A 25742-nucleotide genomic window follows, 5' to 3' on the forward strand; every position below is an offset into this window, starting at 1 on the left:
GGTGTCGGGGGTCCGCTGCTCTTCGCGTGCTACACTTTCGGACGCCCAACGGGTGCTTTTGGTTGCGTTGAACGCACCGAAGGCCACCTTGGGTGCGTTGAATCAGCACTGCGGCGCTTGGACCCCAGCCGCGCTGACTACTCAATTCACGACGAACGTCCGAATGCTGCGAGCAGGCAGCTGAGTGTTGAACGCCCCGTTCGAAATGGTGACGTCGTTGTAGCGCGCGAGGTTCGCGCTTGCGTTCGTCAGCCAGGTCGGGGCGGTCGCCGAACCGGTGTCCCGGATGGTGACCGCGAGATCGACCGCCGAGGTGTTCTTGTTGATGGCGACGACGACGATCCTGGATCCGCTCTTGAACGCCGAGACGTAGACGTTCGACTGCGGGTTCGCGGTCGCGGTGATCCGCGAGTAGCCGGGGCGGACCCACTTCGAGAAGTGCGCCATGGTTGCGCCGCGCTTGCTGAGCTGGCCGTCCTCGCGCATCGGACCGTACGAGCGGCGGATGTACCACCACACGTAGGTCTGGAACCGGCCGTCCACCAGCGCGCGGTGGATGTGCTCGCCCACGTCGAGCGCCTGCGGCCACAGGTCGGCGGAATCGGTGCTGTTGGGGTAGTAGACCTCCGTCATCCACAGCTCCTTACCGCCGCCCTTCTGTTGGAACAGCGGGTAGGGCAGGTCCGCGAACCGGGTGCCGTAGAGGTGCGCGCCGATGATGTCCACGTTCGCCAGGGCGGTGGCATCGTCGAGGATCGGATCCGAGAGGCTCTTGCGGTACTGGAACGACTCGGGCGCGATGACCCTGGTGCTGAGCGAACCGGCGTTCTCGCGCAGGAACCTGACGATTTCGGCGGCGGTCCACGCCGTCCAATCCTGGGCGTAGTCCGGCTCGTTCTGAACCGAGATCCCGTACAGGTTCACGCCGTTGCTCGCCATGAACGCGGTGAAGTCGTTCAGGTGCTGCGCATACGCGCCGTAGGCGTTGTACCGCAGCCGCTTGCCGCCGGAGAAGCTCTCGGTCATCGAGGCCGGCGGGTTCCACGGTGAGGCGATGACCTTGGCCCCGAGCTCACTCGCCCGCTTGGCCGTGGCGACCTCGCGACTCCAGTTGGCGCGGTTGTCGTGGACGGGAATGCGCAGCACGGTGAACCCCAGCTGCCCCGTGCCGTTGCCGAAGGCCGTCTCGCGCTGGGCCGCGGTGAGATCGCTGATCCAGACGGTGTGGTTCATCCCGCCGAAGCCCAGGATCGTCTGCTGCACGTTCGACGGCTCGACGACCACCGCGGTGGCCGCCGCGGCCGGTGTCCCTGCCGCCAGCACCGGCAATGCGGCGCCCGCCGCCAGCACTGTCCGCCGGCGCAGGAGCGGTGAACCCGCGATTTCGGGCTGCTCTCGACGTGGTGACATGGCATCTCCCTGAAGTCGACTGGCGAACAGTCTGGGAGCGCTCCCAAAGCAGTCTTAACAGTGTCCGTGCGTCACCGTCAACCCCGGACGGCTTCGTACACCCCGGCGATCATGCCGACCACCGGCACCAGCGACAGCAGCACCACGAACTCCGACACGTCCAGCAGCCGCGACCAGTAAGGCGACCGCAGCCCGCGCGCCACTCGCGTCGCGTACGCCAGGCAGACCACCGCCGCCAGGACGACCGCGCAGCCCACCGCGAACACCGCCGTCCGTGGCCCGGAAGCCACCAGCCACACCCCGGCGCACACCAGCGACGGAACGCCGAACCCGATCAGGACCAGGCGTTGCGCGCGACGGGCATACGACCGCGACCGCAGGATCCAGGCCACGCCCAGCAGCGCGGCCAACCCCGCTTCCCACGGGCCGCCCGAAGAAAGCACGACGGAGGCCGCGAGCACCACCGAACCCAGCGCCACCAGCAGCCCGGTCAGGACCGCCTGGGCGCGGGACGTCCGGCCGATCATCTCGGTGCCCAGCGAAGGCTGTTCGTCCGCGCGGAACGCCGCCATGTCGTCCGGCACGCGAGGCAGCGGCAGGCGGGCCAGCCGCAGCGCCGGCATCGGGGCCACCGCCGCCAGCGCCGTGCACAGCACCGCGGCCACCGCCGCCGCCGGCAGCGGGGAAACGCCCGCCAGCAGCACGACCCCGGACGTCAGCGCGCCGAAGCCCGCCGCGCCGGTGATCGCCACGAACCACGGCAGGCGGTCGGCCACCGAGACCGCCGCCAGCACGCCGTACACCGTCACCGCCGCGAAACCCACCGCCAGCGGGCCCGCCGCCAGGGAGAACAACGGGTGCGGTGGCAGCACGGACATCCCCGCGAGCAGCGCGACGCCGACGCCGGCCAGTGAACTGGCCGCGCCCGCTTCGGCGTCGCCGTAAGCGCGGCTCAACGCACCGCCGCCGAGCAGCAGGACCAGGGCCAGGAGGCCGGTCCCGATCGGCGCCAGCACGCTGCCCGACGCCGCCGCCTGCACCAGCAGGCCACCGGCCAGCAGCAGCACGACCGCGGCGACCAGCCCGGACCGTCGCGCCACCGACGGGCCCCAACCGCCGTCGGCGTCGGCGACACTGGCGATCGAGTCGACGACGTCGTCGAACAGCAGCGGGCCGCGCGGGCGCTCCCGCGGGGTCAGGTGCAGCACTTCACCGTCGCGGATCTGGGCCGCGGCGACGCTGAGGCCCAAGGCCAGCGGTGCGCCGCCCAATCGGGACAGCACCCAGCCGGGGTGTTCGGCCGACGCCTGCCCGGACGCACCGGCGAGCCGGACGAGCTGCGGCACCAGCTCGGCGAACGTCGACTGCTGCGGCAGGGCGACGTCGACGCGGGCGCGCGGTGTGACGACCGTGACCCGCCGGGTGGTACCGGTCAAAGACGCCGTCATCACACGTCTTTCGCGGCCGCGATCACCGGCGCGAACTTGGCGCTCGACGCCTCGGCGAGCTTCTGCAGCCCGGCGTTCACCGCCTCCAGGACGATCTCCGAGAGGGTGCGGGCGTCGTACTCGCGGATCGCGCGGGGGTCGATGTCGATCGAGGTGAACCGGCCGTCGCCGCGGAGGGTGACGGTGACCTCGTTCTGCCGCGAGTGCGCCTTGATCTCCATCGCCTCGACCGTGCGCTGGATCCGCTGGACCTCTTCGGTCTGCTTGCGCACCTGGGACAGGAGCTCGTCCATGTCCGGCACCGCGTACGGATCGGTCACTGTGCTTTCCCTTCGTGCTGGCGGACGTGGACGCCGGCCACGAACCGCTGGAAACCGGGTGAGAGCCGCCGTGCGGTCGCGGGTGCGGCCGTGCAGGCGAGCTCGAGCACGAGACGGTCCGCCGGGATGGCCCCGGGGATCGTCAGGTGCACCTGGGTCTGGATCAGCTCGGTGCCTTCGCCGGTCCGCAGGCGCAGGAGCTGCATGACGGCGGGCGCGGCCGGGTCGCCGACGTCGCGGCGGCTCAGCACTTCGAGCCCGGCCAGCGTGCGCGAGAGGCGTTCGACGGCCTCGGCGGCGACGGCGTCGATCGACGCGTCGTCGGGCCGCTGCCGCACGCTGACCGTGATGTTCGGCGTGAACTCCTCGCCCGGCACCGGGTGCACGGCGACGAACACCGCGCCCGAGTCGCCGGGATCGACGGCGGTCCAGCCGTCCGGGATGACGAAGTCGAGGGGAAGCGTCATCACAGCCCCACGTAGGAAACGGCGTCGTCCCAAGCGGAGCCCACGGCGTCGGCGGCTTCACTGGCCGCGTGGCTCACGGCGTCGGCCGCGGCGCCGCCGTACTCGCCGATCGTGTGGCCGAGCTTCGGCAGGTCGATGTCGATCTTCGCGCCGACGCCCAGCCCGAGGCCGAGTGCCGCGCCCGCCTTGAAGTTCACCTTGAGGTGCCCGGCGTCGTAGACGGCCTGGGCGTCGAGCTGCGCGCCGAGGCCGTACTGCAGCGTGCCGTTCGCGCCGACGCCGATGCCCGCGACGTCCGCGGCGAGCTCGCCCTCGACCTTGCCGCCGACGAACCCGTTGGCGTGCGCACCGACGCCGTGCGCGCCGATCGTGCCGGACGCGCTCACTTCGCCGCCGGCGAACACCGTGCCCTTGGCGTGGGCTTCGGCGACCCCCCATTCCTTCTTGGCTTCGGCCTCGCCGTGCAGCGCCGCCAGTTCCGCGTGCCCGGACGCGCCGGCGTCCCAGCCCTTCGACGTGATCTTCCCGTCGTACTCCGGGGAAAAGCCGTCCTGCTCGTGCTGGAACTTGGCGTAGGTGATCTCGGTGTTGCGGCCGATCTTGTTCCGGAGGCCCTCGGCTTCCGGCTGCCCGAACGGCGTGTCCGCCTTCTTCGGCGCGCGCGTGCCTTCGAGGCCGTCCCAGGTGAGTTTCTTCCAGCCGGAGTTGCCGAACCACGACGGCACGGTCCGCGGCCGCTTCCGGCCGTCGAGGGGCTCGCCGTTGAGCCAGTGCAGCGGCCCGCGCGCCCACTTGCCGAGCTCGTGTTCCAGCCGTCCGACGCCCTCGGGCGGGAACAGCTCGGCGAGCGCGTCGGAGAACTCGTCGACGACCTGGCGGGCCGCCTCGGCGCTCTGTTCCCCGAGCTGCCGCGCGGCCTGGATGAACGCGCCGACCGAAGCGGAGTTCACCGCACGGGCCTGGGCGGTCAGCTGGGCGGCGTACTGGTCGAACTGCGCGAGCACCGAGTCGACGGCGGCTTCCGCGGACTGCACGAGCCGGGCCGCGGCGGCGAGCCGGTTCGCCTGGTCGCCGAGCTTCGTGGCGGCGTCGGTGAGTTCGGTGCCGAGTTCGCCCGCCGCTGTCGCGAAGGCGGTGTAGGCGTCGCCGTCCCAGTCCGCGTGCAGGGCCTTCGCGGACTCGCCGATTTCCCGCGCCTGGCCCGAAATGGTCGAGGCCCGGGCGGCGACCCGCTGCGAAGCGGCGCTCAGCGCCCCGGGATCCCCGGTGACGCGCCGTCGGCACTCGACGAGCACGCGCCGGTACCCGGACAGCACCGAGCTGACCACCCCCGACGCGTCGACCACCCCCGAGCCCGCCACCGGCTAGTTCCCGGCCGCGTCGTAGCCGACGTGCTGGCTGAAGTGCCTGCCGTTGTAGTCCAGCGCGATGTCGAGGTCGAAGTCCTGACCGCCCGGAGCCTCCACAGTGGACTCACCGGTGGTGAGGTTGGTGTGGATGACGACCTCGTCGGCATGGGCGGCCACCGGCGCGGGGGCGGGGGCGGGGATCGCGGGTGTCGTCGTCGCGGGATGGTCGACGGGGATCCAGCTGTTCGCCGAACCGGGTGTCGCCGAGCCGCTGGAACTCGGCGAAGAGCCGGCGAGCGCGGGCGGGGTGTAGTCGGTGAACGCAGGCTGCTGCTGCGGGATCCCCCCGCCGCTCCCGCCCGCCACCACCTGCTGCCCGGCCGGGCTTGCCACCGGCGCCGGGGTCTGGGGCGCGGTGACCGGGGTGGTCCCGATCGACGGCGTCGTCGCGCCCGAACTGCCGGAACCGTGGTGGAAGAGCTTCTCGATCTCGCCGATGACCTGCGCGAGCGTCGTGACCTGCTGGGCGAGGTCGACCGCGCCGACGGCCTTGAGCAGCGCGCCGATCGCGGTGATGAACGCCCGCAGCGACGCGCTCGTCGCGGTCGACAAAGCGACCGCGGCCCCGTAGGTCCACCAGTTCGACATCAGCGCGGCGACCGTCGGGTTCACCGCGGACACCACCGCGCGGTAGGCCTCCTGCGCGGTCTTGACCAGGGTGCCGGAGACCCCGAGGAGCTCGGCGCCCTTCTCCACCACGGTGATGATCTTCGTGAGCTGGTCCAGCGAGTCACGGATCTTCTTCAGCGCCGATTCGCTCGCCGCGCCCGACCAGATCTTGCCGAGCTGGTCGGCGGCCTTGGACAGCTCGTGGTACATGGCGAGGAACTGCTCGGCCTTCTTGACCAGGTCCACCACGTGCTTCGCGATCTGCTCCGGCTGACCGGTGACGATCTGCGGCAGGACGGTGATCGGGCCGCCCGAGGACGCGGTCGCGTCCATCGCGCTGGAGTTCGGGAAAGTCAGCATCGGTCCTCACAAAGGTTCAAGGAGTTCAGACGACGGAGGCGGGCCGGTAGACGCTGACCTTCGCCAGCCCGCCGGTGCGGGCGTCGAGCAGCCCGTGGTTGTAGAGGCGGCCGGCGTCGCCCGCGACGCCGATGACCGGCTGGCGGTCGGAGAACAGCAGCGGCTCGACGACCACGACGTCGCCGCTGTGCACGCCGCCGGGCACGTCGGAGAACGTGCGCGCGGTGCCCGCGTAGACCTCGATCAGCCCGACCCGCGCCTGGTTGTCGGCGTCGCCGGCGAGCCAGTCGTTGAAGTCGGCGACACCGTGGAAGCGGGTGTCGGTGATCGGGTGGTCGCCGAGCACACCGAACCGCGCGTCCCCCAGGTAGCGCAGCACGTTCCCGACCGACGACGGCTCGCCGTGGGCGCCCGCGCTGTCGTTGATGGCCAGCGTGGCGAGCTCGGAAGCGTGCGAGCTGCCCCAGATCGACGACGCGGGCGCCGAAGCACCGCCGCCGTGGCCGCCGCCGTAGCCGGCGGCCACGGCCCGGTCGGCCGCCTGGTAGGCGTCGGCGCCGGCCTTGACCAGCCCGTTGACCTGCTGCAGCAGCTGCAGGAGCGTGCGCACGGCGGTGATCTGGCTGGAGTGCAGGGCCGCGTTCGCGGCGGCGACCGCGCTGCCGAACGTCGCGAACGACGTCGGCGGCACGACGAGCCGTTCGAGGTCGGCCACGGCATTGATGCCGTGGGCGATGATGCCCCCGACGTTGCCCACGGCGGAGCGCATCGCCTCGGGCTCAGCCCGGTACTCGCCGGCCATGGGTCTCCTTCCGGGGGGTCTGCTCGGCTGAGCGTAGGTTCGGCTCCGGAAGCGGGCGGACGGCAAAAGTACCCACCGCGGCGGGGCGGCGAGTGGCCAAAATACCGGTCAGAGCCGCCCCGACCCGCTGGAGCATCGCCGTATGAGCCTCACGCCCGAGCGCCCGTCCGAGATCGTGCTGCAGTCGCCGCCGATGCTCCCGAAGAGCTCGTCGGGCGGCATGGTCCAGCTGATGATGTTCCTGCCGATGATGCTCGGCATGGGCGCGATGTCGTTCGTCTACATCGGACGCGACGGCGGCGTGATGACCTGGATCTTCGGCGCGTTGTTCGTCTGCGCCATGGGCGGCATGGTGGTGATGTCGCTCGGCCGCGGCGGGATGGCGAAGAAGGCGCAGATCAACGACGAACGCCGGGACTACCAGCGGTACCTCTCCGGGCTGCGTGCCCAGGTCCGGGACATCGCCGACGGCCAGCGCGCGGCCATGATCGCCGTCCAGCCGGACCCGGCCGACCTGTGGGCCTACGTCGAGACCGGCAAGCTGTGGGACCGGCGGCGCGCCGACCCGCAGTTCGCGCAGGTGCGCGCGGGCACCGGACCGCAGCGGCTCGCGACCCCGTTGAAGGCTCCGCAGACCGTGCCGCTGGAGGACCTCGACCCGGTGTCCTCCACCAGCCTCAAGCACTTCATCCGCACCTACTCGACGGTGGACGGCCTGCCGGTCGCGTTGTCGCTGCGGTCCTTCGCCGCGGTCACCGTGGCCGGGCGGCGGCCCGACGTGCTCGGCCTCGTGCGGGCGCTGCTGGGTCAGCTCGTCACCTTCCACTCCCCCGCGGACCTGCGGATCGCGGTCTGCGTCTCCCCGGACCGGCAGCACGACTGGGAATGGGCGAAGTGGCTGCCGCACGCGACGGCGACCGGCGCGACCGACGCCGTCGGCTCGCGGCGGCTGGCCGACGGCACCGCGGCCGGGCTGGCCGGGCTCCTCGGCCCCGACCTGGGCGAACGGCCCGCGTTCAGCCGCCGCGCGGCAGCCGAGCCCGACCTGCCGCACCTCGTGGTCGTCGTCGACGGCGGCACCGCCCACGGCGAGCCCCGGCTGATCGGCGAGGACGGCCGGCTCGGCGTCACGGTGATCGAAGTCGGCCAAGAGCACCCGCGGGCGTCCTCGACCGAGAGCCTGCTGAGCCTGCACACCGCGCCCGGCTCCCTCGGCATGGTCGTCGGCGAAGGCGGCGAGCAGCGGCTCGGCTTCCTCGGCCGCCCGGACGTCCTCGACCGCGGCGCGGCGGAGGCCCTCGCGAGGATGCTGACGCCGTTGCACACGCCCGCCGCGGTCGTCGGCGAGAAACCGATGTCGGCGACGTTCGGCCTGGCCGGGCTGCTCGGCATCGGCGACCCGCGCGACACCGACACCACCGTCACGTGGGCCCCGCGCGCGGCCCGCGACCGGCTGCGGATCCCGCTCGGCGTCAACCCGGAAGGCCGTCCGGTCGAGCTGGACCTCAAGGAGTCGGCCGAGGGTGGGATGGGCCCGCACGGCCTGGTCATCGGCGCGACCGGGTCGGGCAAGAGCGAGCTCCTGCGGACACTGGTGACGGCGCTGGCCGTGATGCACTCGTCGGAGACGCTCAACCTGGCGCTCATCGACTTCAAGGGCGGCGCGACCTTCGCCGGGATGACCGGGCTCCCGCACACGTGCGCGGTCATCACGAACCTGTCCGACGACCTCGCACTGGTCGACCGCATGGCCGACGCTCTCAACGGCGAGCTGCTGCGGCGGCAGGAACTGCTGCACGCGGCCGGGAACTACGCCTCGGTGCGCGACTACGAAAAGGCCCGCGCGGACGGCGCACCGCTCGACCCGCTGCCGTCGCTGCTGGTGATCATCGACGAGTTCAGCGAGCTGCTGTCCTCGCGCCCGGAGTTCATCGACCTGTTCGTCGCGATCGGCCGGCTGGGCCGGTCACTGGGGATCCACCTGCTGCTGGCGTCGCAACGGCTGGAGGAAGGGCGGCTGCGCGGACTGGATTCCCACCTGTCCTACCGGATCGGGCTGCGGACGTTCTCCGCCGCGGAAAGCCGGGCCGTGCTGGGGGTCGCGGACGCCTACCACCTGCCGCCGGTGCCGGGGTCGGCGTACCTGAAGTCCGACACCGAAACGCTGATCCGGCTGAAGGCGGCCTACGTCTCCGGCGAGCTGCCGCCACGCAGCACGGTCGTGCGAGAGGACGGGCAGGAGCTGGGCGTGCTGCCGTTTTCCCTGGCCTCGGTGGAAATTCCGGTGACGACGGAGGTGTCGCCGGCGCCTGCGGAGGAGGGCGGTACCGGCGAGACGATCATCGGCGCGATGCTGTCGCGCCTGGCGGGCCGCGGCCCGGCCGCGCACCAGATCTGGCTGCCGCCGCTGGCCGAGCCGCCGACGCTGGACCAGCTGCTGCCGCCGCTCGGCGAGGACGCGGCGCGCGGCCTGTGCCCGCTCGGCTGGGGTGGCAACGGGAAGCTGACGATCCCGGTGGCGCTGGTGGACAAGCCGTTCGAGCAGCGCCGCGACCTGCTGTGGGCCGACTTCTCCGGCGCGGCCGGGCACGCACTGATCGTCGGTGCGCCGCAGAGCGGGAAGTCGACGCTGATGAAGGACATCGCGGGCATGCTCGCGCTGACCCACACGCCGGCCGAGGTCCAGCTCTTCGTGCTGGACATGGGTGGTGGCGCGCTGGCGCCGATCGCCGGGCTGCCGCACGTGTCCGGGTACGCCACCCGCCGTGACGCGCAGCGCTGCCGCCGGGTCGTCGCGGAGCTGACGACGTTGCTGGAGCAGCGTGAGGAGTTCTTCGCGGCCAACGGGATCGAGTCGATGGCGACGTTCCGCGCCCGCCGTGCGGAGTTCACCGAGAGCACCGACGGCCGCGAGTTCGGCGACGTGTTCCTGCTCGTGGACAACTGGACCACGATCCGCCAGGAGTACGAGCAGCTGGAGGAGCAGATCACCGGGCTGGCCGCGCGCGGGCTCGGCTTCGGCATCCACGTGATCGTCTCGCTCAACCAGTGGATCGGCGTCCGCGCCCAGCTGCGCGACGCGATCGGCACGCGCTTCGAGCTGCGCCTGGGCGACCCGATGGATTCGTCGATCGACCGCAAGGTGGCGGCCAACGTCCCGGCCGACCGTCCGGGCCGCGGCATCACGGCGGAGAAGCTGCACTTCCTCGCGGCCCTGCCCCGCATCGACGGCGACCAGCGCCCGGAGACGACCGGCACGGGCGGCGTCGACCTGACGCGGCGGATCTCGGAGGCGTGGCGGGGGCCGCGCGCCCCGCAGGTCCGGCTGCTGCCGCCGGAGGTACCCCTCGACACGCTGCCCGCGGCTCCTTCGCGGCAGGTCACGCTGGGCATCGCGGAGTCGACGTTGCGCCCGGTGTACCTGGACTTCGCGACGGACCCGCACTTCGTGGCCTTCGGCGACGTCGAGTCGGGCAAGAGTTCGCTGCTGCGTGCGCTGGCTCAGGGCATCACGTCGGCGTACCCGCCGGAGGAAGCGGCGATCATCGTCGCGGACTACCGCCGCGGTCTCCTGGGAGCGGTGCCCGAGCCGCACCTGCTGGGTTATGCGGGCGCCGAGGGCAAGCTGACGGACCTGATCGCGGAGTGCGCCCAGGCGATGCGGAACCGGCTGCCCGGGCCGTCGGTGACGCCGGAGCAGCTGCGGAACCGCTCGTGGTGGCGCGGACCGGAACTGTTCGTCCTGGTGGACGACTACGAACTGGTGGCCACGGTGGGGCGCAATCCCCTGCAGCCGTTGCTGGAGTTCCTGCCGCAGGCGCGGGACATCGGCCTGCACGTGATCATCGTCCGCGGATCCGGCGGCGCAGGCCGGGCGTTGTTCGAGCCGGTGCTGCAGCGGCTGCGGGAGCTGGGGTCGCCGGGGTTGATCATGTCGGGGACCAAGGACGAGGGGGCGTTGCTGGCGGACGTGAAGCCGTCACCGCAACCGCCGGGGCGGGGAACGCTGGTATCCCGGCGGCACGGGACGGGGCTGGTCCAGGTGGCGTGGACGAAACCGGCGGAATCCTAAGCCTCGTACAGCGGGTCGTCCTCGACGCGCACCGCCAGCAGTTCAACCTGCGTTCGGCAGTCCTCAAGCCGGGAGGAGAGCACCTCGCTGATCCGCCGCAGCCCCGTTTCGGCGTCCTCTCCGTCGAGGGCGGGATACGCCGACAACAGAGCGACCTCGCAGAACTCCTCGGCCGAGCCGGCCGCCCGCGCCGAGACGATCTGAACGATCGACGCGTCCGTCGCCTCGATCTCCGGACCACACAGCTCCAGCGCCCGAACCGGATCCGCGACCGGCACTCGCAGATGGACCCGGACGACCAGGTCTGAATCCGCGCCCTCGGCGTGAAATCGGGCCGCGTCACGTAAGTCGCCCGGCGCATCTCCTTCCTGCCCCCGGGCTCGGCCGACAGGCTGTAGACGATGTACCCGTCCCACGCCACTTCCTGCCACAACGGGAGATCGGCATAGCCCACGACATCGAGGTCACCGTGGAACTCGAGACCGCTCACGTCCACCCGGTACTTGAAAGCGGCAGGCAACACCGCCCGCCGCAGGGCATCCTCGACCGTCTCGCCTTCGGCCACCGGCACGGACATGAGCAGGTATCCGACGAACCCCGTCCGGCCCCCCTCCGGATCGGCGCGCTGGATCTCCATCGCCGAAGCCCCGAACTCGTTCGCCAGGGACGCGTACACCACGGCCGCCATGGCGAATTCGTCGGTTTCGACGTTCAACCCCAGGGTGACCACGATGTCGGATGCCCGAAACCTCATGGTGTCCCTCCTTCCAGCGAGAGCGACTCCACCGCGGTGCGCACTCCCGCGACGAGTTCCTCGTCGGCGACGTCACCCGGCTCGCGGAGAGCGGGATCGATCGGATAGTCCTCGAGCAGGAAGAACACCTCGCTCAAGGCCCATCCCACCATTCCCCGCACCCGCTCATCGCGCTCGTCCGCGCGCCGGCCGGCCGCGTACCAGCTCCTGGCGAACTCGGCCCCGGACAGTTCTCCGCGGGCAAACGACGCCATGAGAGCGAGCTGCCCGGCCACCGCCGAACCGGGCGCCACCTCGGCCGGGGACTTCCACGCGTGCGCACGCGGCGGAAACCGCCCGGCCACGGCGGGCAGCCCCGGATGGGTGCCCGCCAGCCGCCGGGCGTGCCGGGCGAACCTGGCCCGTGCGTCGTTGACCCCGCCCGGCAGGGCACCGCCGAGGAACCGGGAGGTGCCCGCGACCAGGGCGTACCCGAGGCCGGTGGCCAGCACGGCACCCGACAGGTCCGGGAGGACGAGCAGGACCGGTCCCCGCTCCAGGGTCGGCTGTCCGGCCGGCGGCAGTCTCACCGGAGCAGCGCCGTCGACGCACTTGAGCACCTCGTTCACGCCCACGACCCGCCCACCGGTGCGCAGCCGTTCGAGCAGCGCCCGGTCCAACCCGGACGGTGCGGCCACGGGAGCGACCGCTTTGCCGTCCTCGGCGAGCCACGCCGGGGAGAAGGCGGTAGGTCCGTCGAGCACCCGCTGTGCCACGCCCGTGGGCGGCCGGTTCACCGCACGGGTGCGGTCATGTCGGTGGCGAAGCTGTAGTAGCAGACCGCCCGGTGTTTGCCCTGGTTCCAGCTCTCGGTGGTCGGCGTGATGACCTGGACGCGGACGCCGGGAATCGAGCGGGCGCCGGCCTCGCACCGGGCCAGGGTCCGCTGGTAGACCTCGACGATATCGGGCATCGGACCTGCTTCCAGCGGAAGCACCTCGAACGCCTCGGCGTTGTGCCGGTCAGTGCACGACCTCTGCATCACATCGGTGGCGCCCGAAGCCGGCGGGGACCAGAAGCAGTCGCCCGCGACGAGATCGGACCCGTGCGCCACCCCTTCGGGCAGTCGTTCCTGCTGCCGTTGCTGCCACCACGCCGTCCCGGTGGCGACCTTGTACGTCATCACTCCCGCCCAGCCGGCGAAGGCCACCAGCCCACAGATCACGAGCACCAGTCCGCGCTGCCGCTGCTTCCTGATCCGGACAATCGCGACGGCGGCGAACACCGGGGCGATCAGCCCGCCGAGCAACCCGAACACGAGCGTCGCGATCGCGTAGCGGCTGATCGGCTGATGGCGGAGTTCCTCGCGCATCAGCTCGTCGAAGAGCTCGGGATCGTGCTGTGGTGCGGACATGGTTCCCCCTCGAAGCGAGCAGCGAACCGCCGCTTGCCGTACCCCCGGGGTCCCGGCGGCTCGAAGGACGATAGCCGAGGGACAAGGCCGGGGCGGGTTCGAGTGGCTGAACCAAATCACACGAAGTCCCGAACTCAGGTGGGCGCTGGGATCTCGACGTCCCGACCGAGTTCGCTGTCGTAGTACGTGACCCGCCAGTCAGGACTCACCTGGGCCCATACCTCTTCCGCCAGGCGGCGACCACGGGCGGCGAATTCCTCTTCTGCCGCTTCGGACAGGAAGCCGGAGGTCATCGGATCGTCACGATTCACGGTCGCGGTGTAATCGTCGGCCCAACGATTCAGCTCTCGTATCAGAGCCGAACTCAACCCCAGCGTCGAATCCACCGGGACTCCTCGCCTTTTTGTCGGTGAACTGGTAGATCGGCCGGCCTGTACCCTGCCCCTGGTAGCCGGCTAACGGCGACGGCAAGGACGACATCGCCACCTTCACCCGTGGAAACGGCGTCGACGTCTACGTCTCGTTGTCGACCGGCGCGAAGTTCGGCACCAGCTCGACCTGGCACGGCAACTTTGCGTTCAACAGCGAGGTTCCCGCCCTGGGCGATCGCGGTCCTCTTTGGTCCAGGTGACCTGGACCAAACCCGCGGAGTCTTATACCGGGTGAAGGCCTCCTCGCATCGAGGGGGCCTTCACCCGGAACACCTTCAGAGTTCGTCGAGATCGACGGCGAAGCCGGCCCCTTCGTCGTAGGGGACAACTTCCCACAGCGCTTTGGCCGCACGCCAGACCGCCGAGACCACGGTCCAGTCCACTTCCCCCGACAGCGTGAGTGTGACGAGCGAGTCCGCGGCGGACACCCGGCCCGACGGATCGTCCGACGCCACACCGGCGACCATCGCCGCGACGAGCGGTGACCCCGCGCTGAACTGGATGTGACACCCGGCGGCACCACTCGCGACCGGATCCAGCTGGGCCGACATCCAGCCATCGCCGGAATTCCGATCGCTCAGCCGCAGCTCTGTGCCGTCTGCCAAGGCCCGGGACACCAGGCTGTCGAATCCCTCTTGGGGGCGATACCCCCGGTCGTGCAGTACAGCTGGATCTCATACGCCATGCGCACACACCACCATCACGGAACGGATCTCACCACATCGATGTTGTAACCGTACTGCTGCCGCAGCCAGGCATCCTTGGCCTGCTGTGTACGGCGAACCGCCTGTCTTGGTTTCGACGTAGTCGAGAAGCTTGCCGTTCTTGTCATACACGGCGAGATCGAGAACACGCTCGCCATAGGGCGTTTGGAAGGTTAGGGCGGCCCTGTTCTCGGCGTCGGTGACCACCGTGCGGCCCCGTTCCCGGAGGACGGCTTCCGCGACGTCGTCCCGGAAGCCGTCGCCCACTGCCTTGTTCAGCAGAACCTGGGCCTGCGGGCCCTCGATGTCCTTGATGCCCCCCTTCGAATCCCCACGAAGCGGACGCAAGCCGCGTTGTGCACCAATACCGGCGTATCACCGGCATACACGAAGTACGTGTGCAGGTCGTCAACCGTGAGGTTGTAGACCTTGGCCGTCGCCTGGCGGGTGGTCGCGCCGACGACCACGACGGATCCGCCGTCGGCCGTCTGAAGCCGGTCGCCCGGTGCCAAGTCCTCGGCTTCGCGCCACCGCTGTGCGCTTTTCGGGTGTCCTCCGCCTGCTTCGCCGCTTCCGCGTCCGCGATCGCCTGGTCCTTCTGTGCCTCCAGCCGGGCCGCGTCCGCGTCGCGGGACGTCTTCTCCAGCGCGGCCGCCTGGTTCGCCGCCGTCGTCGCCGCGTCCGCCGATGTCCGGGCCGACGGCGCGTACCGCGTTGCCGCGTCCGCGTCCTTCTTCGCCTGATCCGCCGCCGCAGCCGCCTGCTCGGCCGCTGTCGCCGCTGCCTCCGCGTGCGCCGCCGACGCGTTCGCCGCGTCACGAGCCTGCCGGGCCGCCGTCGCTGCCTGGCCGGCCAGCGACTCCGCGGCGTTCGCCGCACGGTTCGCCCGGGCCGCCGCCGCACGCGCCGTCGCGGCCGCGCGCTCGGCCTGGCTCGCGTCCGCGCCCGCCGACCGCGCGTACCCCGCCGCCTCGCTCGCCGCCGAAGCCGCCGCGTCCGCGTTCGAACTGGCACTTCGCGCCGCACCCGCGGCCCGGCCGGACGCATCCGCCGCTGCTCGTGCACCGGCCGCCACGTTCCGCGCGTCCACCGCCGCTTGCCGGGCTTCAGCGGCATGAGCACCGTCCGCCGCCGCGGCCGACGCCGCCGAATACGCCCGCGAACACGCCCGCTCGGCCAGCGACGCCGCCGTCGCGGCCTGCGCCGCCGCGTTCGCCGCCACCCGTGACGCCCGGTTCGCCTCGGCCGCCGCACCGATCGCGGTCTTGGCTGCGTCGGTGGCACCACGGGCCGCGTTGGCGGCCCGCGCCGCCGCGCCCGCCGCCTGGACCGACGAATCCCGTGCCGCCTGGGTCTCGGCCGCCGCCCGCTGGGCCGCTTCCTTGGCCCGCTGCGCCGCCGCGATCGCCCGGTCGGCCGCGTCCTGGGCCTGCTTCGTCTGCGCCGCCGCCTGCGCGCCCGCGTCCCGCGCCAGCTCGGCGAGGTGGGCGACGCTGGCGGTCTCCTGGTCACGTTCGGCCGCGAGCGCGTACCCGGTTTCGAGGAACGCCTGGATGGTCTTCGACCGTGCCGCTCAACGCCCGCTGCGCGGCCTTCTGCACCTCCGGCCCGCCAGTCGTCGACAGCTGGCTGACCTTGATCCGGTCGTCGTCGTTCTGCGCCTGCTGGCGCCCCGAATCGAGGAACTTCTGGACGTCGGCTTCGGTCCCGCTCAGCGCAGCCTGCCCGGCCACCCACCATCGGAGACTTCAACGGCGACGGCAAAGACGACATCGCCGTGTTCGTCCGCGGAACCGCCGGCGACGTCTACGTCTCGCTCTCCGACGGCACCAAGTTCGGGACCAGCGCCCTCTGGCACGACTACTTCGGCATCGCCGACGAAGTACCCGCGACCGGGGACTTCAACGGCGACGGGAAGGACGACATCGCCACCTTCGTCCGCGGAACCGCCGGCGACGTCTACGTCTCGCTCTCGACCGGCGCGAAGTTCGACACCAGCTCGGCCTGGCACGGCAACTTCGCCTTCAACAGCGAGGTTCCCGTCCCCCGGGCGATCCCGATCCTCTAGCGCAGCGGACCCGCCCCCGGCAGTCCCGGGGGCGGGTTACCGACTTCGGTAGGTTCCGGAAATCCTTGACGGCTCTTACGTTGGGCTGGTCGTCCCGTTCGGGACGGATATCCGGATCACCTGGGCCGAAGGGCATTTTCATGCGAATGTCGAGGGCTGTAGCCGCGGTGGGAGCTGCCGCCGCGGCGCTGAGCCTGGTCTCAGCGGGGGTTGCGGACGCCCAGCAGGACATCATCGGCGGGAGCACGGTTTCCTCCGCGCCGTGGGGCGCCCAGATCTACTGGAACAACGTGACGACGTACGGCGGTTTCGAGTGCTCCGGGACGATCATCGCCCCGCAGTGGGTGCTCACCGCGCGGCACTGCCTGAACTCGCCGGGCATGCACGTCAAGGTCGGCAGCGTGACGCTCCAGCAGGGCACCAACGCCACCGTCGACCAGCAGAAGGCGTCCCCGAACGGGGACATCGCGCTGCTGCACCTGTCGACGGCGGTCAGCACGACCTACATGAAGCTCGGCACCGGCAATCCGCCGACCGGGTCGACCAACCAGATCTACGGCTGGGGTCGCACGCAGGGCAGCAGCCCGCCGTCGAGCACCCTCAAGACCGCCAACGTGCGCGTGACGGGCCTGAGCTCGGACGCCTTCGGTGGCACGGCGATCGCCAGCCAGGGCGTCAACGGCTCGGCGTGGCACGGCGACTCGGGCGGCCCGGAGCTCTACAACGGCGTCCAGGTCGGCGTGTGCTCGACGGGGAACAACTCCGGTTCGAACCCGCAGGGCACGCAGAACTACGCGAGCATCGCCTCGAGCCGCAGCTGGATCCGCACCACGACCGGCGTCTGACGAGCCGATCGCCGCGTGCCGGCTGCCCTGGCCGCCGGCACGCGGCATACTCGCTCCATGAAGTTCCGCACGACCGTGCTGCTCGGCGGCAAGACCGCGACCGGCCTGCCGGTGCCCGCCGACGTCGTCGAGGCGCTCGGCGCCGGCAAGAAGCCCGCGGTCACCGTGACGCTCGGCGGGCACACCTACCGCACGACGATGGCGAGCCGCGGCGGGCAGTTCCTGGTGCCGCTGAGCGCGGAGAACCGGGAACAGGCCGGGGTCGCCGCCGGGGACGACGTCGAGGTCGAGGTCGCGCTCGACACCGCGCCCCGCGAACTCGAGATCCCCGCCGACCTGGCGGAAGCACTCGCCGCCGACGACCTCGCCCGGGCCCGGTTCGACAGCCTTTCCTACAGCGCGAAGCAGCGGTTCGTGCTGCCGATCGGCCAGGCGAAGACCGCGGAGACCCGGCAGCGGCGGGTCGCCAAGGTGCTCACCGACCTGCGCGCCGGGAAGTAACTAGTCCACAATGGATGCCCGGAGCGCGGCCTTGTCGGGTTTTCCCGACGGCGCCACGGGAACCGAGTCCACGAAGCGGAACCGCGCCGGGACCGCCGCCTCCCCCAGCTCGGCCGCCACCGCCTTGCGCACCTCGGCCAGGTCCGGCGACCGCCCCGGCACCGGGACCACGAACGCGTGCGCCGCCTCGCCCGTCCGCGCGTCCGGGACCGCCACGACGTACGCCTGGTCGACGTCCGGGCACGCGGCGATCGCCCGCTCGATCGGGCCGGTGTAGTGGATGATCGCGTTCACGATCACGACGTCGCGGGCGCGGCCGGACAGGTGTAGGTAGCCCTCGGCGTCCACGAACCCCAGGTCCTGCGTGCGCACCCAGCCGTCGCGCAGCACCTCGGCGGAGGCGGCCGGATCACGCCAGTAGCCGGAGAACGCCGAGGGCGTGCGCACCCACACCTCGCCCTCGCGCACCGAGATTTCCACCGTGTCGCAGGCCTTCCCGACCGAACCGGGGCCCTCGTCCGCCCGGCAGATCGTCAGCATCCCCGTCTCGGTCTGCCCGTAGGCGTGGTGCATCGCCGGCCCGATCCGCCCGGCCGCCTCGGCGAGCGTGTGCGGCGGCACCGGCGAACCGGCCACGATCAGCGTCCGCAGGCCGCTCAGGTCGACGTCCGAGCCGCGCAGCACGTCGAGGATCTGGTGCAGCCGCGGCACGGTGGTCAGGGCCGCCGTGATGCCCAGCCGCGGCAGCACTCCCGGGAAGTCCGGCGGCCCATCGGGGATCACCGCGGTGCCGCCCGCGAACAGGCACACCCCCAGCTGCTCGACCATCACCGCGCTGGCCAGGGACCCGAACAGCAGGTACCGGCCGAACCCCGCGCCCAGCCGCTCGTGCGCCGAGCCCGGCACCGGCGGCCGCCACACGCGGCCTTCGGTCAGCGCGCGGTAGCGGTAGGCCACCCCTTTCGGGACGCCGGTGCTGCCGCTGGTGAACACGACCGTCGCGACGTCGTCGAGCCGGCCTTGCGGCACCGGCTCGACGTAACGGGCCAGCAGCGAAGGCCCCACCCGCAGCACCGGCACCGCGGCGGCCACCGGCTCCGCATCGGTGATCAGGGCGTCGACGTCACCGAGGATGTGCCGCAGCTGCGCCTCGGGCAGCCCGGGCCGCACCGCGACCGCGCGGGCGCCGAGCACGTGCACCGCGACGAGCGCGGCGAACCCCTCCGGCGTCACGGCGGTGGCGATCCCGATGCCGTCACCCGGCCCGAGCCCCGCCGCCCGCAGGCCCGCGGTGAACCGGCCGATCAGTTCCCGCAGCTCGCCGCGGGTGGTCACCCGCGAGCCGTGTTCGAACGCGGGGACCTCCGGAGCGCGCTCCAGCTCGTCCAGCAGTGCCTGCGGGTGCACCATCGCGACTCACCTTTCGCCCGGGGCGTCCGGTCTACCGGGCGGATCTCAGAATTTCGGCAGAAACGACCCGCTTCCGCGGGAGCGACCGCAGCGACAGCGTGGCCGCGACGGCGACGGCCGCGATCAGGCCGGTGGCGGCGGCGAGCGTCCAGAAGTCCGGGTGCACGATCGACTGGCCGCGCTCGGCCTGCCAGGTGAGCAGCGCGATCAGGCCCGCGTAGCCCGCGCCCGCGGTCCGGACCAGCCGGCGGCGGACGAGGTCGGACTCGAGCACCCGGTAGCGGCGGGCCGGCAGGAGCAGCCCGAACGCCACCAGCGGCAGCACCTGCAGGGCGTGGATGCCGACGAAGTGCGGGATCCGCAGGTCCCCGCCGACCGTGCTCCAGCCGACCACCGGCAGGCCGGCACCGCCGTCGTCGACGCCGACGGAGTGCGCGCCGAACGTCGAAAACTTGCCGTTCGCCTCGAGCACCGCCTGCTGCGCCGGCGTCGGCGAGAACATCAGCGTCGCGACGTACATCCCAGCCACGGCGAGGGCGGCGCCCCACCGCAGGGCCGACCTCAGCGCGCGGTCCGGGATGCGCTGGAACAGCAGCAGCACGGCGACGGCGGCGGTCATCAGCCACGCCGTGTACGCGCCGCCCGCGACGACGTTGTTGATCGCGGCATCGGTGGGTGTCGACTGGTTGAAGTGCAGCGTGCGGCCGCGGCCGATGATCTGCCAGACCAGCAGCGCGAAGTCCAGGCCGATGCCCGCGGCGAAGAGCGTCCCGAACCACCAGCCGGCGCGGCGGCCGCGGCGCACGTGCGTCAGCAGCCACGCCAGCGTCAGCGCGTACAGCCCGATCGACACGGAGAACTTGAACGGCTTGAGCCAGATCGGCGCGTTGACCAGCGTGCGATCATCGACGAGGAGCCCGAGCAGCGAGACCGCGCACAGCACCCCCATCGCCCCGGCGAGCACCACCAGCGGACGGTGCCACGCGCGCAGCGTGACCAGCGCATTTCCCTTGTCTGCCATGGTTTGAAGCCTGGCGCGGGGGCGGTACGCGGTCACTGGAGCGCGCCACCGTCCCGAGGTGGGGAACGCCCTACCGCCGCCCGCGTGGGTAATAGTGCCGTCAGCACGACCGGCAGTTGTGCCGTTTGACCACACTGGCCTCTTTCCTAGCGTGACTTTCACACCGCGCGGACCACCGCGCCCGGGGAATTTTGCTTCAGGAAGGAGGTGGCCCGTCGATGTCCAGTCCGGGATTCCAGGCAGATTCCGCTGCCATGACGCGCGCCGTCCAGGGTTTCGAGGAAACCGCGACGAACGCCAAATCCACGATGGCCAGCTTGGAGTCCGAGCTGACCGAAGCCCTGCGCAACTACAAGGGTGACCAGGCCGTCGCCTTCTGGGACCTCCAGCGCCGGCTGCAGGAGAAGATGACCGCGGCGGTGAAGGAGCTCGACACGATGTCGCAGCTCGTGCACACCAGCCACGCGAACTACGGCCGCGGCGACGCCGACGTCCACCAGAGCTTCCAGGGGGTCGGCCACACCCTCGAGGGCTCGGGCGTGCTCCCCCGCCTCAACCCCTGACCGAGAGGACGCCCACCATGGCCGACGTCGTCGAAATCAACTTCGCCGCGTTGCAGCACAGCTCGGCTTCCCTGGCCGCCAAGGCCAAGGCGCTCACCTCGCAGCTGGAGCAGCTGCACCAGAACCTGCAGCCGATCACCGCGACCTGGTACGCCTCCGGCAGCTCCGCCGGTGACGCCGCCCGCCAGGCCGAGACGCGCCTGCGCCAGGCCACCGCGGACATCGTCGCGATCATCGCGCAGTTCGGCGGCAAGGTCGGCGAGGCGCACGACCTCCAGCAGTCGCTGGAGAACCGCAACCAGGGGCTGTTCGCGGGCTGATCCGCGCCAAGACGTCGGTCGGCCGGTGCGGGAACCCCCCGCTCGCACCGGCCGGCCGGCTTTCCCTTCCGCGTCCGTGCGACAAGAGAGCCGGGACCCGATGCACGACCAGTCGTACTACGTCCACCTGGAATCGCTGAAGGACTTCGTGCGGGAGCTGGAGACCCAGATCCACGCGATGGCGAAACCGAACGACTTCCTGCTCACCCTGGGCGAAGAACCGCTGCTGTTCGGCGAGTTCGGCGAGGCCGGGTCGCTGGCCGACGCCCACCGCGCCGCCGTCTCGGAGATGCAGGGCCTGCTGGACCAGGTCCGCAGCGCGATCGGGTTCGCCCAGGACGTCACCACCACGGTCGCCGACGGTTACGCCGGCGCCGACCAGTCGGTGGCCGGGGACCTGCACGCTTCGGGCGCCGTCACGGGCCTGCTCGACCCGGTGCTCGGCCTGCTGGGCGGCGGCGACACGGACGGGAGCCGCAAGGGATGACGAACACCGCGCACACGAACTTCGCCGCGTACAGCCACCAGCAGCTGTACGCGATGCTTCAGGCCGGCGACCCGAACAGCGCGCGGCACGCCGCCGACAAGTGGCAGTCCGCGGCGCTGCACCTCCACGAGCAGGCCCACAACCTGAACTCCGAGCTCACCGAGTTCTCCGGGCAGTGGACCGGTGGCGCGGCCGAGCAGTACCAGCACATGATCCTCGACCTCGCGAACGGCATCTCGAAGGTGGCGCAGACCGCGGAGGCGATGAACGTGATGCTCGGCGACGCCGCCGACGCGCTGGTGAAGGCCAAGAAGGAGATGCCGCCGCCGGTCGCGGTGCCGGACGTCGCCCCCGCCGACGTCGCGCTCGTGGTGAACCCGCCGCTGCTGCCGCCGGACGCCTCGCCCGCCGTCGTCCAGGCCGCGGCGCAGCAGCGTCAGCAGGCCATCGCGAACGTCGAGGCGCAGCAGGCCGCCGCGAACGCCGCGGGATCCGCGCACGGCAAAGCGATCGTCGTGATGACCCAGCTGGCCGGCGAGTACACCGTTGCCGAGGAGTCGATCCCGGCTTCGCCGAACGCCGTGCCGGCACCCACGACCCCGCCGGCCGGTGGGGGTGCCGGAGGCGCCGGCTCGCCGGGGCTGGCCGGCAACGGCCTGAGCGGCCCCGGGGTCGTCGTCACGCCGACGGACGGGCACCCGCTGCCCGGGGGCACGGGGACGACGCTGCCGCCGGGGACGGTCGTGCCGACGTCGAACCCGCTGTTCGGCGACATGTTCACCGCCGGGCTCGCCGCGGCCTCGGCCGCCGCGTTCGGCCGGTTCGGCTCGATCATGCCGAAGGTGCCGTCGTGGGCCACCGGCAAGGATCCGAAGGACAAGAAGGAAGAACCGCCCGGTACGAAGCTCGGCGGGGGCGGCGCGGGTGTCGAAGGCGGCTCCGGCGGCGGCATCCCGATCGGCGGCGGTGACGCCCCTTCCCTCGGCGGGGGCGGCGGGATTTCGGTCGGCGGCGGCGGGCTCACCGGTCCCGGCGAGGTCCCGGCGGCGCACTCCGGGCTGGCCGGCGACGGCGGGGCGGGCAACGCGCTGAGCGGGCTCGCCGGCAGCGCGGCCGGGGCCGCGGGGGCGGCGGCCGCCAAGGGCGCGATGCCGATGATGCCCATGATGCCGATGGGCATGGGCGGCGGCGGCGACATGGGGTCCGGGCGGCGGATCCCGGCGTGGCTGGTGGAGACGGAGAACGTCTGGGGCCAGTCGGCGCCGGTCGCGCCGCCGGTCATCGGCGAAGACGGCTCCTGATGACGGCCGCGGGATATCGCGTCGCCCCGGCGCGCCTGGACGCGGTGGCCGGCGAGTCCGGCTCCCGCGCCGAGGCTCTTTCGGCGGCGCAGTCGGCGGTGGCGGGCGAGAAGGTGCCCGCCACCGCGTTCGGCCAGGTGAGCGAGGCCGCCGCCGCGGCCAAGACGTTCGAGAAGACCATGACGGAGCTGGGCGGGAGGCTCGAGTCGCACGTCGCCCGGCTGCGGACGCTCCAAAGTGGACTGACGGCGTCGGCCGCGGGCTACCGGCGGGCGGACGCGCAGGTCGCGGCGGTGTACCGGGCGCTGCTGCCCGAAGACCCGCTGCCCCGCGCGGGAAATCCGGCCGGGATCGGCGGCGCGGCCGACACCGGGGCGTGGGCGCACGCGATCGCCGGCAACCGCGTCAAGGTCGCCGATGCCCTGACCGCCGAGCGTTCGCGGCTGGCTGCGTTGACGGACGCCGACGCAATCGCGCGGTCGCAGGCGCGAATCAAGCTGTACGAGGACATTCTCGCGACCGACCGGCAGATCCTCCGGTTCGATCCCGCCGGCAACGGCCGGATCGCCGAGCTCGTCGGGCACATCGAGCCGGGGACGCGGAACGTCGGGCTGTTCGTGCCCGGCGTCAACACGCAGCTGGCGAACTTCGACGCCTACGCCGGTCTCGGCCGCAGCCTGGTGGCCGCGGACCCGGCCGGGCGCACGGCGGTGGTCGTCTGGGCCGACGGGGTGTTTCCGCAGAACCCGGTGGCGCAGGGACCGGACGCGAGCTACGCGCGGACGATGGCGCCGGACCTCAAGACCTTCGCCGACGACCTGCGCGGCGAGATCGCGAGCCACGCGGGTTCCGACGTCACGCTCACCGCGATCGGGCACAGCTACGGCGGCGCGACGGTCGGGCTCGCCGAGACGCACGGCCTCGACGTCGACCGCGTCCTGCACGTCGAGTCCGCGGGCATGGGCCACGGCGTGTGGTCGCCGGCCGACCTGCCGCCGAGCCAGGCGGGCGTCCAGCGGTTCTCGATGACGGCCCCGCTCGACCCGATCGTCGTCGCGCAGGGCAACGCGTGGGGCCTGGAGTGGACCGGCATCGGGCACGGTGCCGACCCGGACGTCTTCCCCGGTGTCACCGAACTGGGCACGGGGGACGACGCCACCGGATCGCCCTTGTGGGGCGTGTCGTCGCACAACGACGTGCTGAAGCCGGGTTCGGATTCGTGGACGAACATCTACCGCGTGCTCACCGGCGGTGGGAACGTGCAGCCATGACCCCGGAACTGACCCGCCTGGCGGACGAGCTGACGTCGGTGATCGACACCACCGCGGCGGCCTTCGGCGGGCCGGCGGACCGGACACTCGACGGCGAGCTCGACTGCGATCCGACCCGGCCGGGGCACCTGCTGTGCTGGCAGTACGGCGTCCGCCTGGAGCACCCGGCCGAGCCGGAACGCCGCCTGGCGTCGCTGCTCCCGGCGTTGCGCCGCGACGGCTGGCAGTCCCACGACCGCAGCACCCCCCGTGAACAGATCACCCGCTTCACCCGCGAAGGCGCGGACTTCACGGTGCACGTGGCAGGCTCGGTCACCATCGTCGGCTCAACCCGCCCGGTCCCCGCCCACCACGAGTGACGCCGCCAATCACGCGAGTCCCGTCCCCAATCACGCGAGTCCCGTCTCCAGTCACGCGAGTCCCGTCCCCAATTACGCGAGTCCCGGCGAACGACCCTCCCGGTACGCGCATTCGCCGTTCGGATACACCGAACTCGCGTGATCGGGCGCGTCATTCACGTGATTGGAGACGGATCTCGCGTGATTGGGGGCGTATCTCACGTGCTGGACGGGCGGTCAGGGAGTGAAGCGGGTGGGGCGCCAGCCGCGGCGGCGGGCGCGGCGGACCGCCGCCACCGTCACGCCTGCGGCCGCGGCCAGCGCGAGCCCGGCCAGGGCGATCGTGCCCGCCGCGACGTCCGGCGGATGGGGCGCGGGGGCGGCGGCCGGGACCACCGCGGGAGCCGAGGCCCGGACGGGAGGGGCGCCGGGCGGGGGGACGTCGGCCGGCAGGGTCGAGGACACCGCCGCGTAGGCGTCCAGGACTCCCCAGCCCAGCCGCGGGTCGTGCCCGCCCGAAGGCGAGCGGTGGGCGGTCAGTGTCAGGCGCGTGACGACCTGGTCGCCGGTCAGCTCCGGGTGGTACGCCCGCACGAGCGCCGCGACCCCGGCGACGTACGCCGCCGCGAGGCCCGGGTCGGTCACCGGCCAGCGGTGCGCGACCGCGCCGCCCGCCCCGGCCGACGTGCTGACCAGCTCCGCACCGGGCGCGGCGACGCCGACGTAGTCCCCCGCTTCGGTCTGCACCGGCTCGCCCGCGGGGTTCACCGAGCCGACGGCCAGTACCCCGGACGTCGCCGTCGGGTACGTCCGCTCGCCCGGCCGGCTCGCCGACGCGGCCGAGACGACCACCGCGCCTTCCGCACGCGCCCGCGAAACCGCCGACGACAACGCCGGGCTGTCGGACGTCACGGGCACGGCGATCAGGATGACGCCCGCGTGCCTGTCCACGGCCCGGCCGATCGCCTCGGCGAGCGCGCCGGGGTCACCGCCGTCGGACGACGTGGACCGGATCGGCAGCAGGTGCGCGCCGGGCGCGACGCCGGCGAAGGTCGTCGACGGCTCCGGTTGCGCGCCGACGATCCCGGCCGCGATCGTGCCGCGGCCGTCGCAGTCGGTCCGCTCGGTGCCGGCCCCGCCCTCGAGCTGGCCGGGCGCGAACTGCGTGTTCTGCGCGTCGACGCCGGTGCCGAGGACGGCCACCAGCTGGCCGTCGCCCCGCGTCAGCGGCCACAGCCGCGCCGGGTCCACCAGCCGCTGCCCCCACGGGATTTCGCCGGTGTACGTGCCGGACGGGTTCGCGCACTGCCCTTGCCCGGACGCGACCGGCGCACCGGACACGGCCCAGCCCGCCGCGAGGCAGGCGACCGCGAGCACCGCCGGTATCCGCACCCGAAACCCCCGAACCGAAAGACGGTGGCGGGAAAGAACTTCCGCC

Annotated in this window: 28 protein-coding genes and 1 pseudogene; 11 read left to right on the top strand and 18 right to left on the bottom strand. The window is 72.1% G+C overall.

The window, feature by feature from the left end:
* Positions 1 to 141: 141 nt before the first annotated feature.
* From AB0F15_RS25600 to AB0F15_RS25630, 7 genes are all read right to left on the bottom strand, one after another.
* Complete coding sequence (locus tag AB0F15_RS25600) at positions 142 to 1410, bottom strand: glycoside hydrolase family 30 beta sandwich domain-containing protein (protein WP_360275058.1); 1269 nt, start codon at positions 1408 to 1410, stop codon at positions 142 to 144.
* 77 nt (positions 1411 to 1487) lie between these two features.
* Positions 1488 to 2858 (bottom strand): type VII secretion integral membrane protein EccD, encoded by a 1371-nt coding sequence (gene eccD, locus AB0F15_RS25605; protein WP_360275061.1) that lies wholly within the window; start codon positions 2856 to 2858, stop codon positions 1488 to 1490.
* On the bottom strand, positions 2858 to 3178 hold the full coding sequence (locus AB0F15_RS25610) for a YbaB/EbfC family nucleoid-associated protein (protein ID WP_360275063.1): 321 nt from the start codon (positions 3176 to 3178) through the stop codon (positions 2858 to 2860). Before AB0F15_RS25610 ends, eccD begins: the two co-directional genes overlap by 1 nt.
* The gene (locus AB0F15_RS25615) at positions 3175 to 3645 is read right to left on the bottom strand and encodes a hypothetical protein (RefSeq protein WP_360275066.1); all 471 of its coding nucleotides are present in this window, start codon (positions 3643 to 3645) and stop codon (positions 3175 to 3177) included. The genes AB0F15_RS25610 and AB0F15_RS25615 overlap by 4 nt, the downstream gene beginning before the upstream one ends.
* Positions 3645 to 5006, bottom strand: a complete 1362-nt coding sequence (locus AB0F15_RS25620; protein ID WP_360275068.1) for a WXG100 family type VII secretion target — start codon at positions 5004 to 5006, stop codon at positions 3645 to 3647. Before AB0F15_RS25620 ends, AB0F15_RS25615 begins: the two co-directional genes overlap by 1 nt.
* A gap of 3 nt (positions 5007 to 5009) precedes the next feature.
* Positions 5010 to 6023 carry a hypothetical protein gene (locus AB0F15_RS25625; RefSeq protein ID WP_360275071.1) on the bottom strand — a complete coding sequence of 338 codons (1014 nt, stop codon included), beginning with the start codon at positions 6021 to 6023 and terminating at the stop codon, positions 5010 to 5012.
* A 25-nt stretch (positions 6024 to 6048) separates the two neighbouring features.
* The gene (locus tag AB0F15_RS25630) at positions 6049 to 6825 is read right to left on the bottom strand and encodes a WXG100 family type VII secretion target (protein ID WP_360275074.1); all 777 of its coding nucleotides are present in this window, start codon (positions 6823 to 6825) and stop codon (positions 6049 to 6051) included.
* A 142-nt stretch (positions 6826 to 6967) separates the two neighbouring features.
* On the opposite strand from AB0F15_RS25630, the gene eccCa reads away from it, so the two are divergent.
* Positions 6968 to 10897 (top strand): type VII secretion protein EccCa, encoded by a 3930-nt coding sequence (gene eccCa / locus AB0F15_RS25635; protein WP_360275076.1) that lies wholly within the window; start codon positions 6968 to 6970, stop codon positions 10895 to 10897.
* On the opposite strand, the gene AB0F15_RS25640 is transcribed toward eccCa, so the two are convergent.
* From AB0F15_RS25640 to AB0F15_RS25670, 7 genes and pseudogenes are all read right to left on the bottom strand, one after another.
* A complete protein-coding gene (locus AB0F15_RS25640) occupies positions 10894 to 11175 on the bottom strand; it encodes a hypothetical protein (protein ID WP_360275079.1) in 282 nt (93 codons plus the stop codon). The two genes, eccCa and AB0F15_RS25640, sit on opposite strands and share 4 nt — an antisense overlap.
* A 472-nt stretch (positions 11176 to 11647) precedes the next feature.
* Positions 11648 to 12394 carry a hypothetical protein gene (locus AB0F15_RS25645; RefSeq protein WP_360275082.1) on the bottom strand — a complete coding sequence of 249 codons (747 nt, stop codon included), beginning with the start codon at positions 12392 to 12394 and terminating at the stop codon, positions 11648 to 11650.
* A gap of 29 nt (positions 12395 to 12423) precedes the next feature.
* The gene (locus tag AB0F15_RS25650) at positions 12424 to 13044 is read right to left on the bottom strand and encodes a DUF4190 domain-containing protein (protein WP_360275084.1); all 621 of its coding nucleotides are present in this window, start codon (positions 13042 to 13044) and stop codon (positions 12424 to 12426) included.
* A 134-nt stretch (positions 13045 to 13178) separates the two neighbouring features.
* Positions 13179 to 13430, bottom strand: coding sequence for a hypothetical protein (locus tag AB0F15_RS25655; protein WP_360275087.1), 252 nt, complete (start codon positions 13428 to 13430; stop codon positions 13179 to 13181).
* 320 nt (positions 13431 to 13750) lie between these two features.
* A complete protein-coding gene (locus AB0F15_RS25660) occupies positions 13751 to 14080 on the bottom strand; it encodes a hypothetical protein (protein WP_360275090.1) in 330 nt (109 codons plus the stop codon).
* 69 nt (positions 14081 to 14149) lie between these two features.
* Entirely contained in the window at positions 14150 to 14527 is a 378-nt protein-coding gene (locus AB0F15_RS25665) for a hypothetical protein (RefSeq protein ID WP_360275093.1), read from the bottom strand.
* Positions 14455 to 14709: pseudogene (locus AB0F15_RS25670) on the bottom strand (polymorphic toxin-type HINT domain-containing protein); the annotation flags it as partial. The pseudogene AB0F15_RS25670 and the gene AB0F15_RS25665, both read right to left, overlap by 73 nt.
* Before the next feature lie 18 nt (positions 14710 to 14727).
* Here AB0F15_RS25670 and AB0F15_RS25675 point away from each other — a divergent pair.
* Positions 14728 to 14922 (top strand): hypothetical protein, encoded by a 195-nt coding sequence (locus tag AB0F15_RS25675; protein ID WP_360275096.1) that lies wholly within the window; start codon positions 14728 to 14730, stop codon positions 14920 to 14922.
* 765 nt (positions 14923 to 15687) lie between these two features.
* Here the strand turns inward: AB0F15_RS25675 and AB0F15_RS25680 are convergent.
* A complete protein-coding gene (locus AB0F15_RS25680; RefSeq protein WP_360275098.1) occupies positions 15688 to 15912 on the bottom strand; it encodes an ALF repeat-containing protein in 225 nt (74 codons plus the stop codon).
* A gap of 5 nt (positions 15913 to 15917) precedes the next feature.
* Between AB0F15_RS25680 and AB0F15_RS25685 the strand changes: the two genes are divergently transcribed.
* The 3 genes from AB0F15_RS25685 to AB0F15_RS25695 all read left to right on the top strand — a co-directional run bounded on the left by AB0F15_RS25685 (position 15918) and on the right by AB0F15_RS25695 (position 17593).
* Positions 15918 to 16247 carry a VCBS repeat-containing protein gene (locus AB0F15_RS25685; RefSeq protein WP_360275285.1) on the top strand — a complete coding sequence of 110 codons (330 nt, stop codon included), beginning with the start codon at positions 15918 to 15920 and terminating at the stop codon, positions 16245 to 16247.
* Between the two features lie 146 nt (positions 16248 to 16393).
* Positions 16394 to 17092, top strand: coding sequence for a trypsin-like serine protease (locus AB0F15_RS25690; RefSeq protein ID WP_360275101.1), 699 nt, complete (start codon positions 16394 to 16396; stop codon positions 17090 to 17092).
* A gap of 57 nt (positions 17093 to 17149) precedes the next feature.
* On the top strand, positions 17150 to 17593 hold the full coding sequence (locus tag AB0F15_RS25695; protein WP_360275103.1) for a YdeI/OmpD-associated family protein: 444 nt from the start codon (positions 17150 to 17152) through the stop codon (positions 17591 to 17593).
* Here AB0F15_RS25695 and AB0F15_RS25700 read toward each other — a convergent pair whose 3' ends face one another.
* Both AB0F15_RS25700 and AB0F15_RS25705 read right to left on the bottom strand, forming a co-directional pair.
* Complete coding sequence (locus AB0F15_RS25700) at positions 17594 to 19003, bottom strand: AMP-binding protein (protein WP_360275106.1); 1410 nt, start codon at positions 19001 to 19003, stop codon at positions 17594 to 17596.
* Positions 19004 to 19034: 31 nt separating this feature from the next.
* Positions 19035 to 20024: a hypothetical protein gene (locus AB0F15_RS25705; protein ID WP_360275109.1), complete on the bottom strand. Its 990-nt coding sequence runs from the start codon at positions 20022 to 20024 to the stop codon at positions 19035 to 19037.
* Between the two features lie 218 nt (positions 20025 to 20242).
* Between AB0F15_RS25705 and AB0F15_RS25710 the strand changes: the two genes are divergently transcribed.
* From AB0F15_RS25710 to AB0F15_RS25735, 6 genes are all read left to right on the top strand, one after another.
* Positions 20243 to 20587 carry a WXG100 family type VII secretion target gene (locus tag AB0F15_RS25710; RefSeq protein ID WP_071831485.1) on the top strand — a complete coding sequence of 115 codons (345 nt, stop codon included), beginning with the start codon at positions 20243 to 20245 and terminating at the stop codon, positions 20585 to 20587.
* Between the two features lie 17 nt (positions 20588 to 20604).
* Positions 20605 to 20907 carry a hypothetical protein gene (locus AB0F15_RS25715; RefSeq protein WP_003057455.1) on the top strand — a complete coding sequence of 101 codons (303 nt, stop codon included), beginning with the start codon at positions 20605 to 20607 and terminating at the stop codon, positions 20905 to 20907.
* A gap of 100 nt (positions 20908 to 21007) precedes the next feature.
* A complete protein-coding gene (locus tag AB0F15_RS25720) occupies positions 21008 to 21394 on the top strand; it encodes a hypothetical protein (RefSeq protein ID WP_360275112.1) in 387 nt (128 codons plus the stop codon).
* On the top strand, positions 21391 to 22695 hold the full coding sequence (locus AB0F15_RS25725) for a WXG100 family type VII secretion target (RefSeq protein WP_360275114.1): 1305 nt from the start codon (positions 21391 to 21393) through the stop codon (positions 22693 to 22695). The genes AB0F15_RS25720 and AB0F15_RS25725 overlap by 4 nt, the downstream gene beginning before the upstream one ends.
* Positions 22695 to 23966: an alpha/beta hydrolase gene (locus tag AB0F15_RS25730; protein WP_360275116.1), complete on the top strand. Its 1272-nt coding sequence runs from the start codon at positions 22695 to 22697 to the stop codon at positions 23964 to 23966. Before AB0F15_RS25725 ends, AB0F15_RS25730 begins: the two co-directional genes overlap by 1 nt.
* A complete protein-coding gene (locus tag AB0F15_RS25735) occupies positions 23963 to 24325 on the top strand; it encodes a hypothetical protein (protein WP_360275119.1) in 363 nt (120 codons plus the stop codon). Before AB0F15_RS25730 ends, AB0F15_RS25735 begins: the two co-directional genes overlap by 4 nt.
* A gap of 216 nt (positions 24326 to 24541) precedes the next feature.
* On the opposite strand, the gene AB0F15_RS25740 is transcribed toward AB0F15_RS25735, so the two are convergent.
* Entirely contained in the window at positions 24542 to 25696 is a 1155-nt protein-coding gene (locus AB0F15_RS25740; RefSeq protein ID WP_360275122.1) for a S8 family serine peptidase, read from the bottom strand.
* Between the last annotated feature and the right edge of the window lie 46 nt (positions 25697 to 25742).

This window comes from Amycolatopsis sp. NPDC026612 (genome assembly GCF_040638285.1).
Taxonomy (GTDB): domain Bacteria; phylum Actinomycetota; class Actinomycetes; order Mycobacteriales; family Pseudonocardiaceae; genus Amycolatopsis.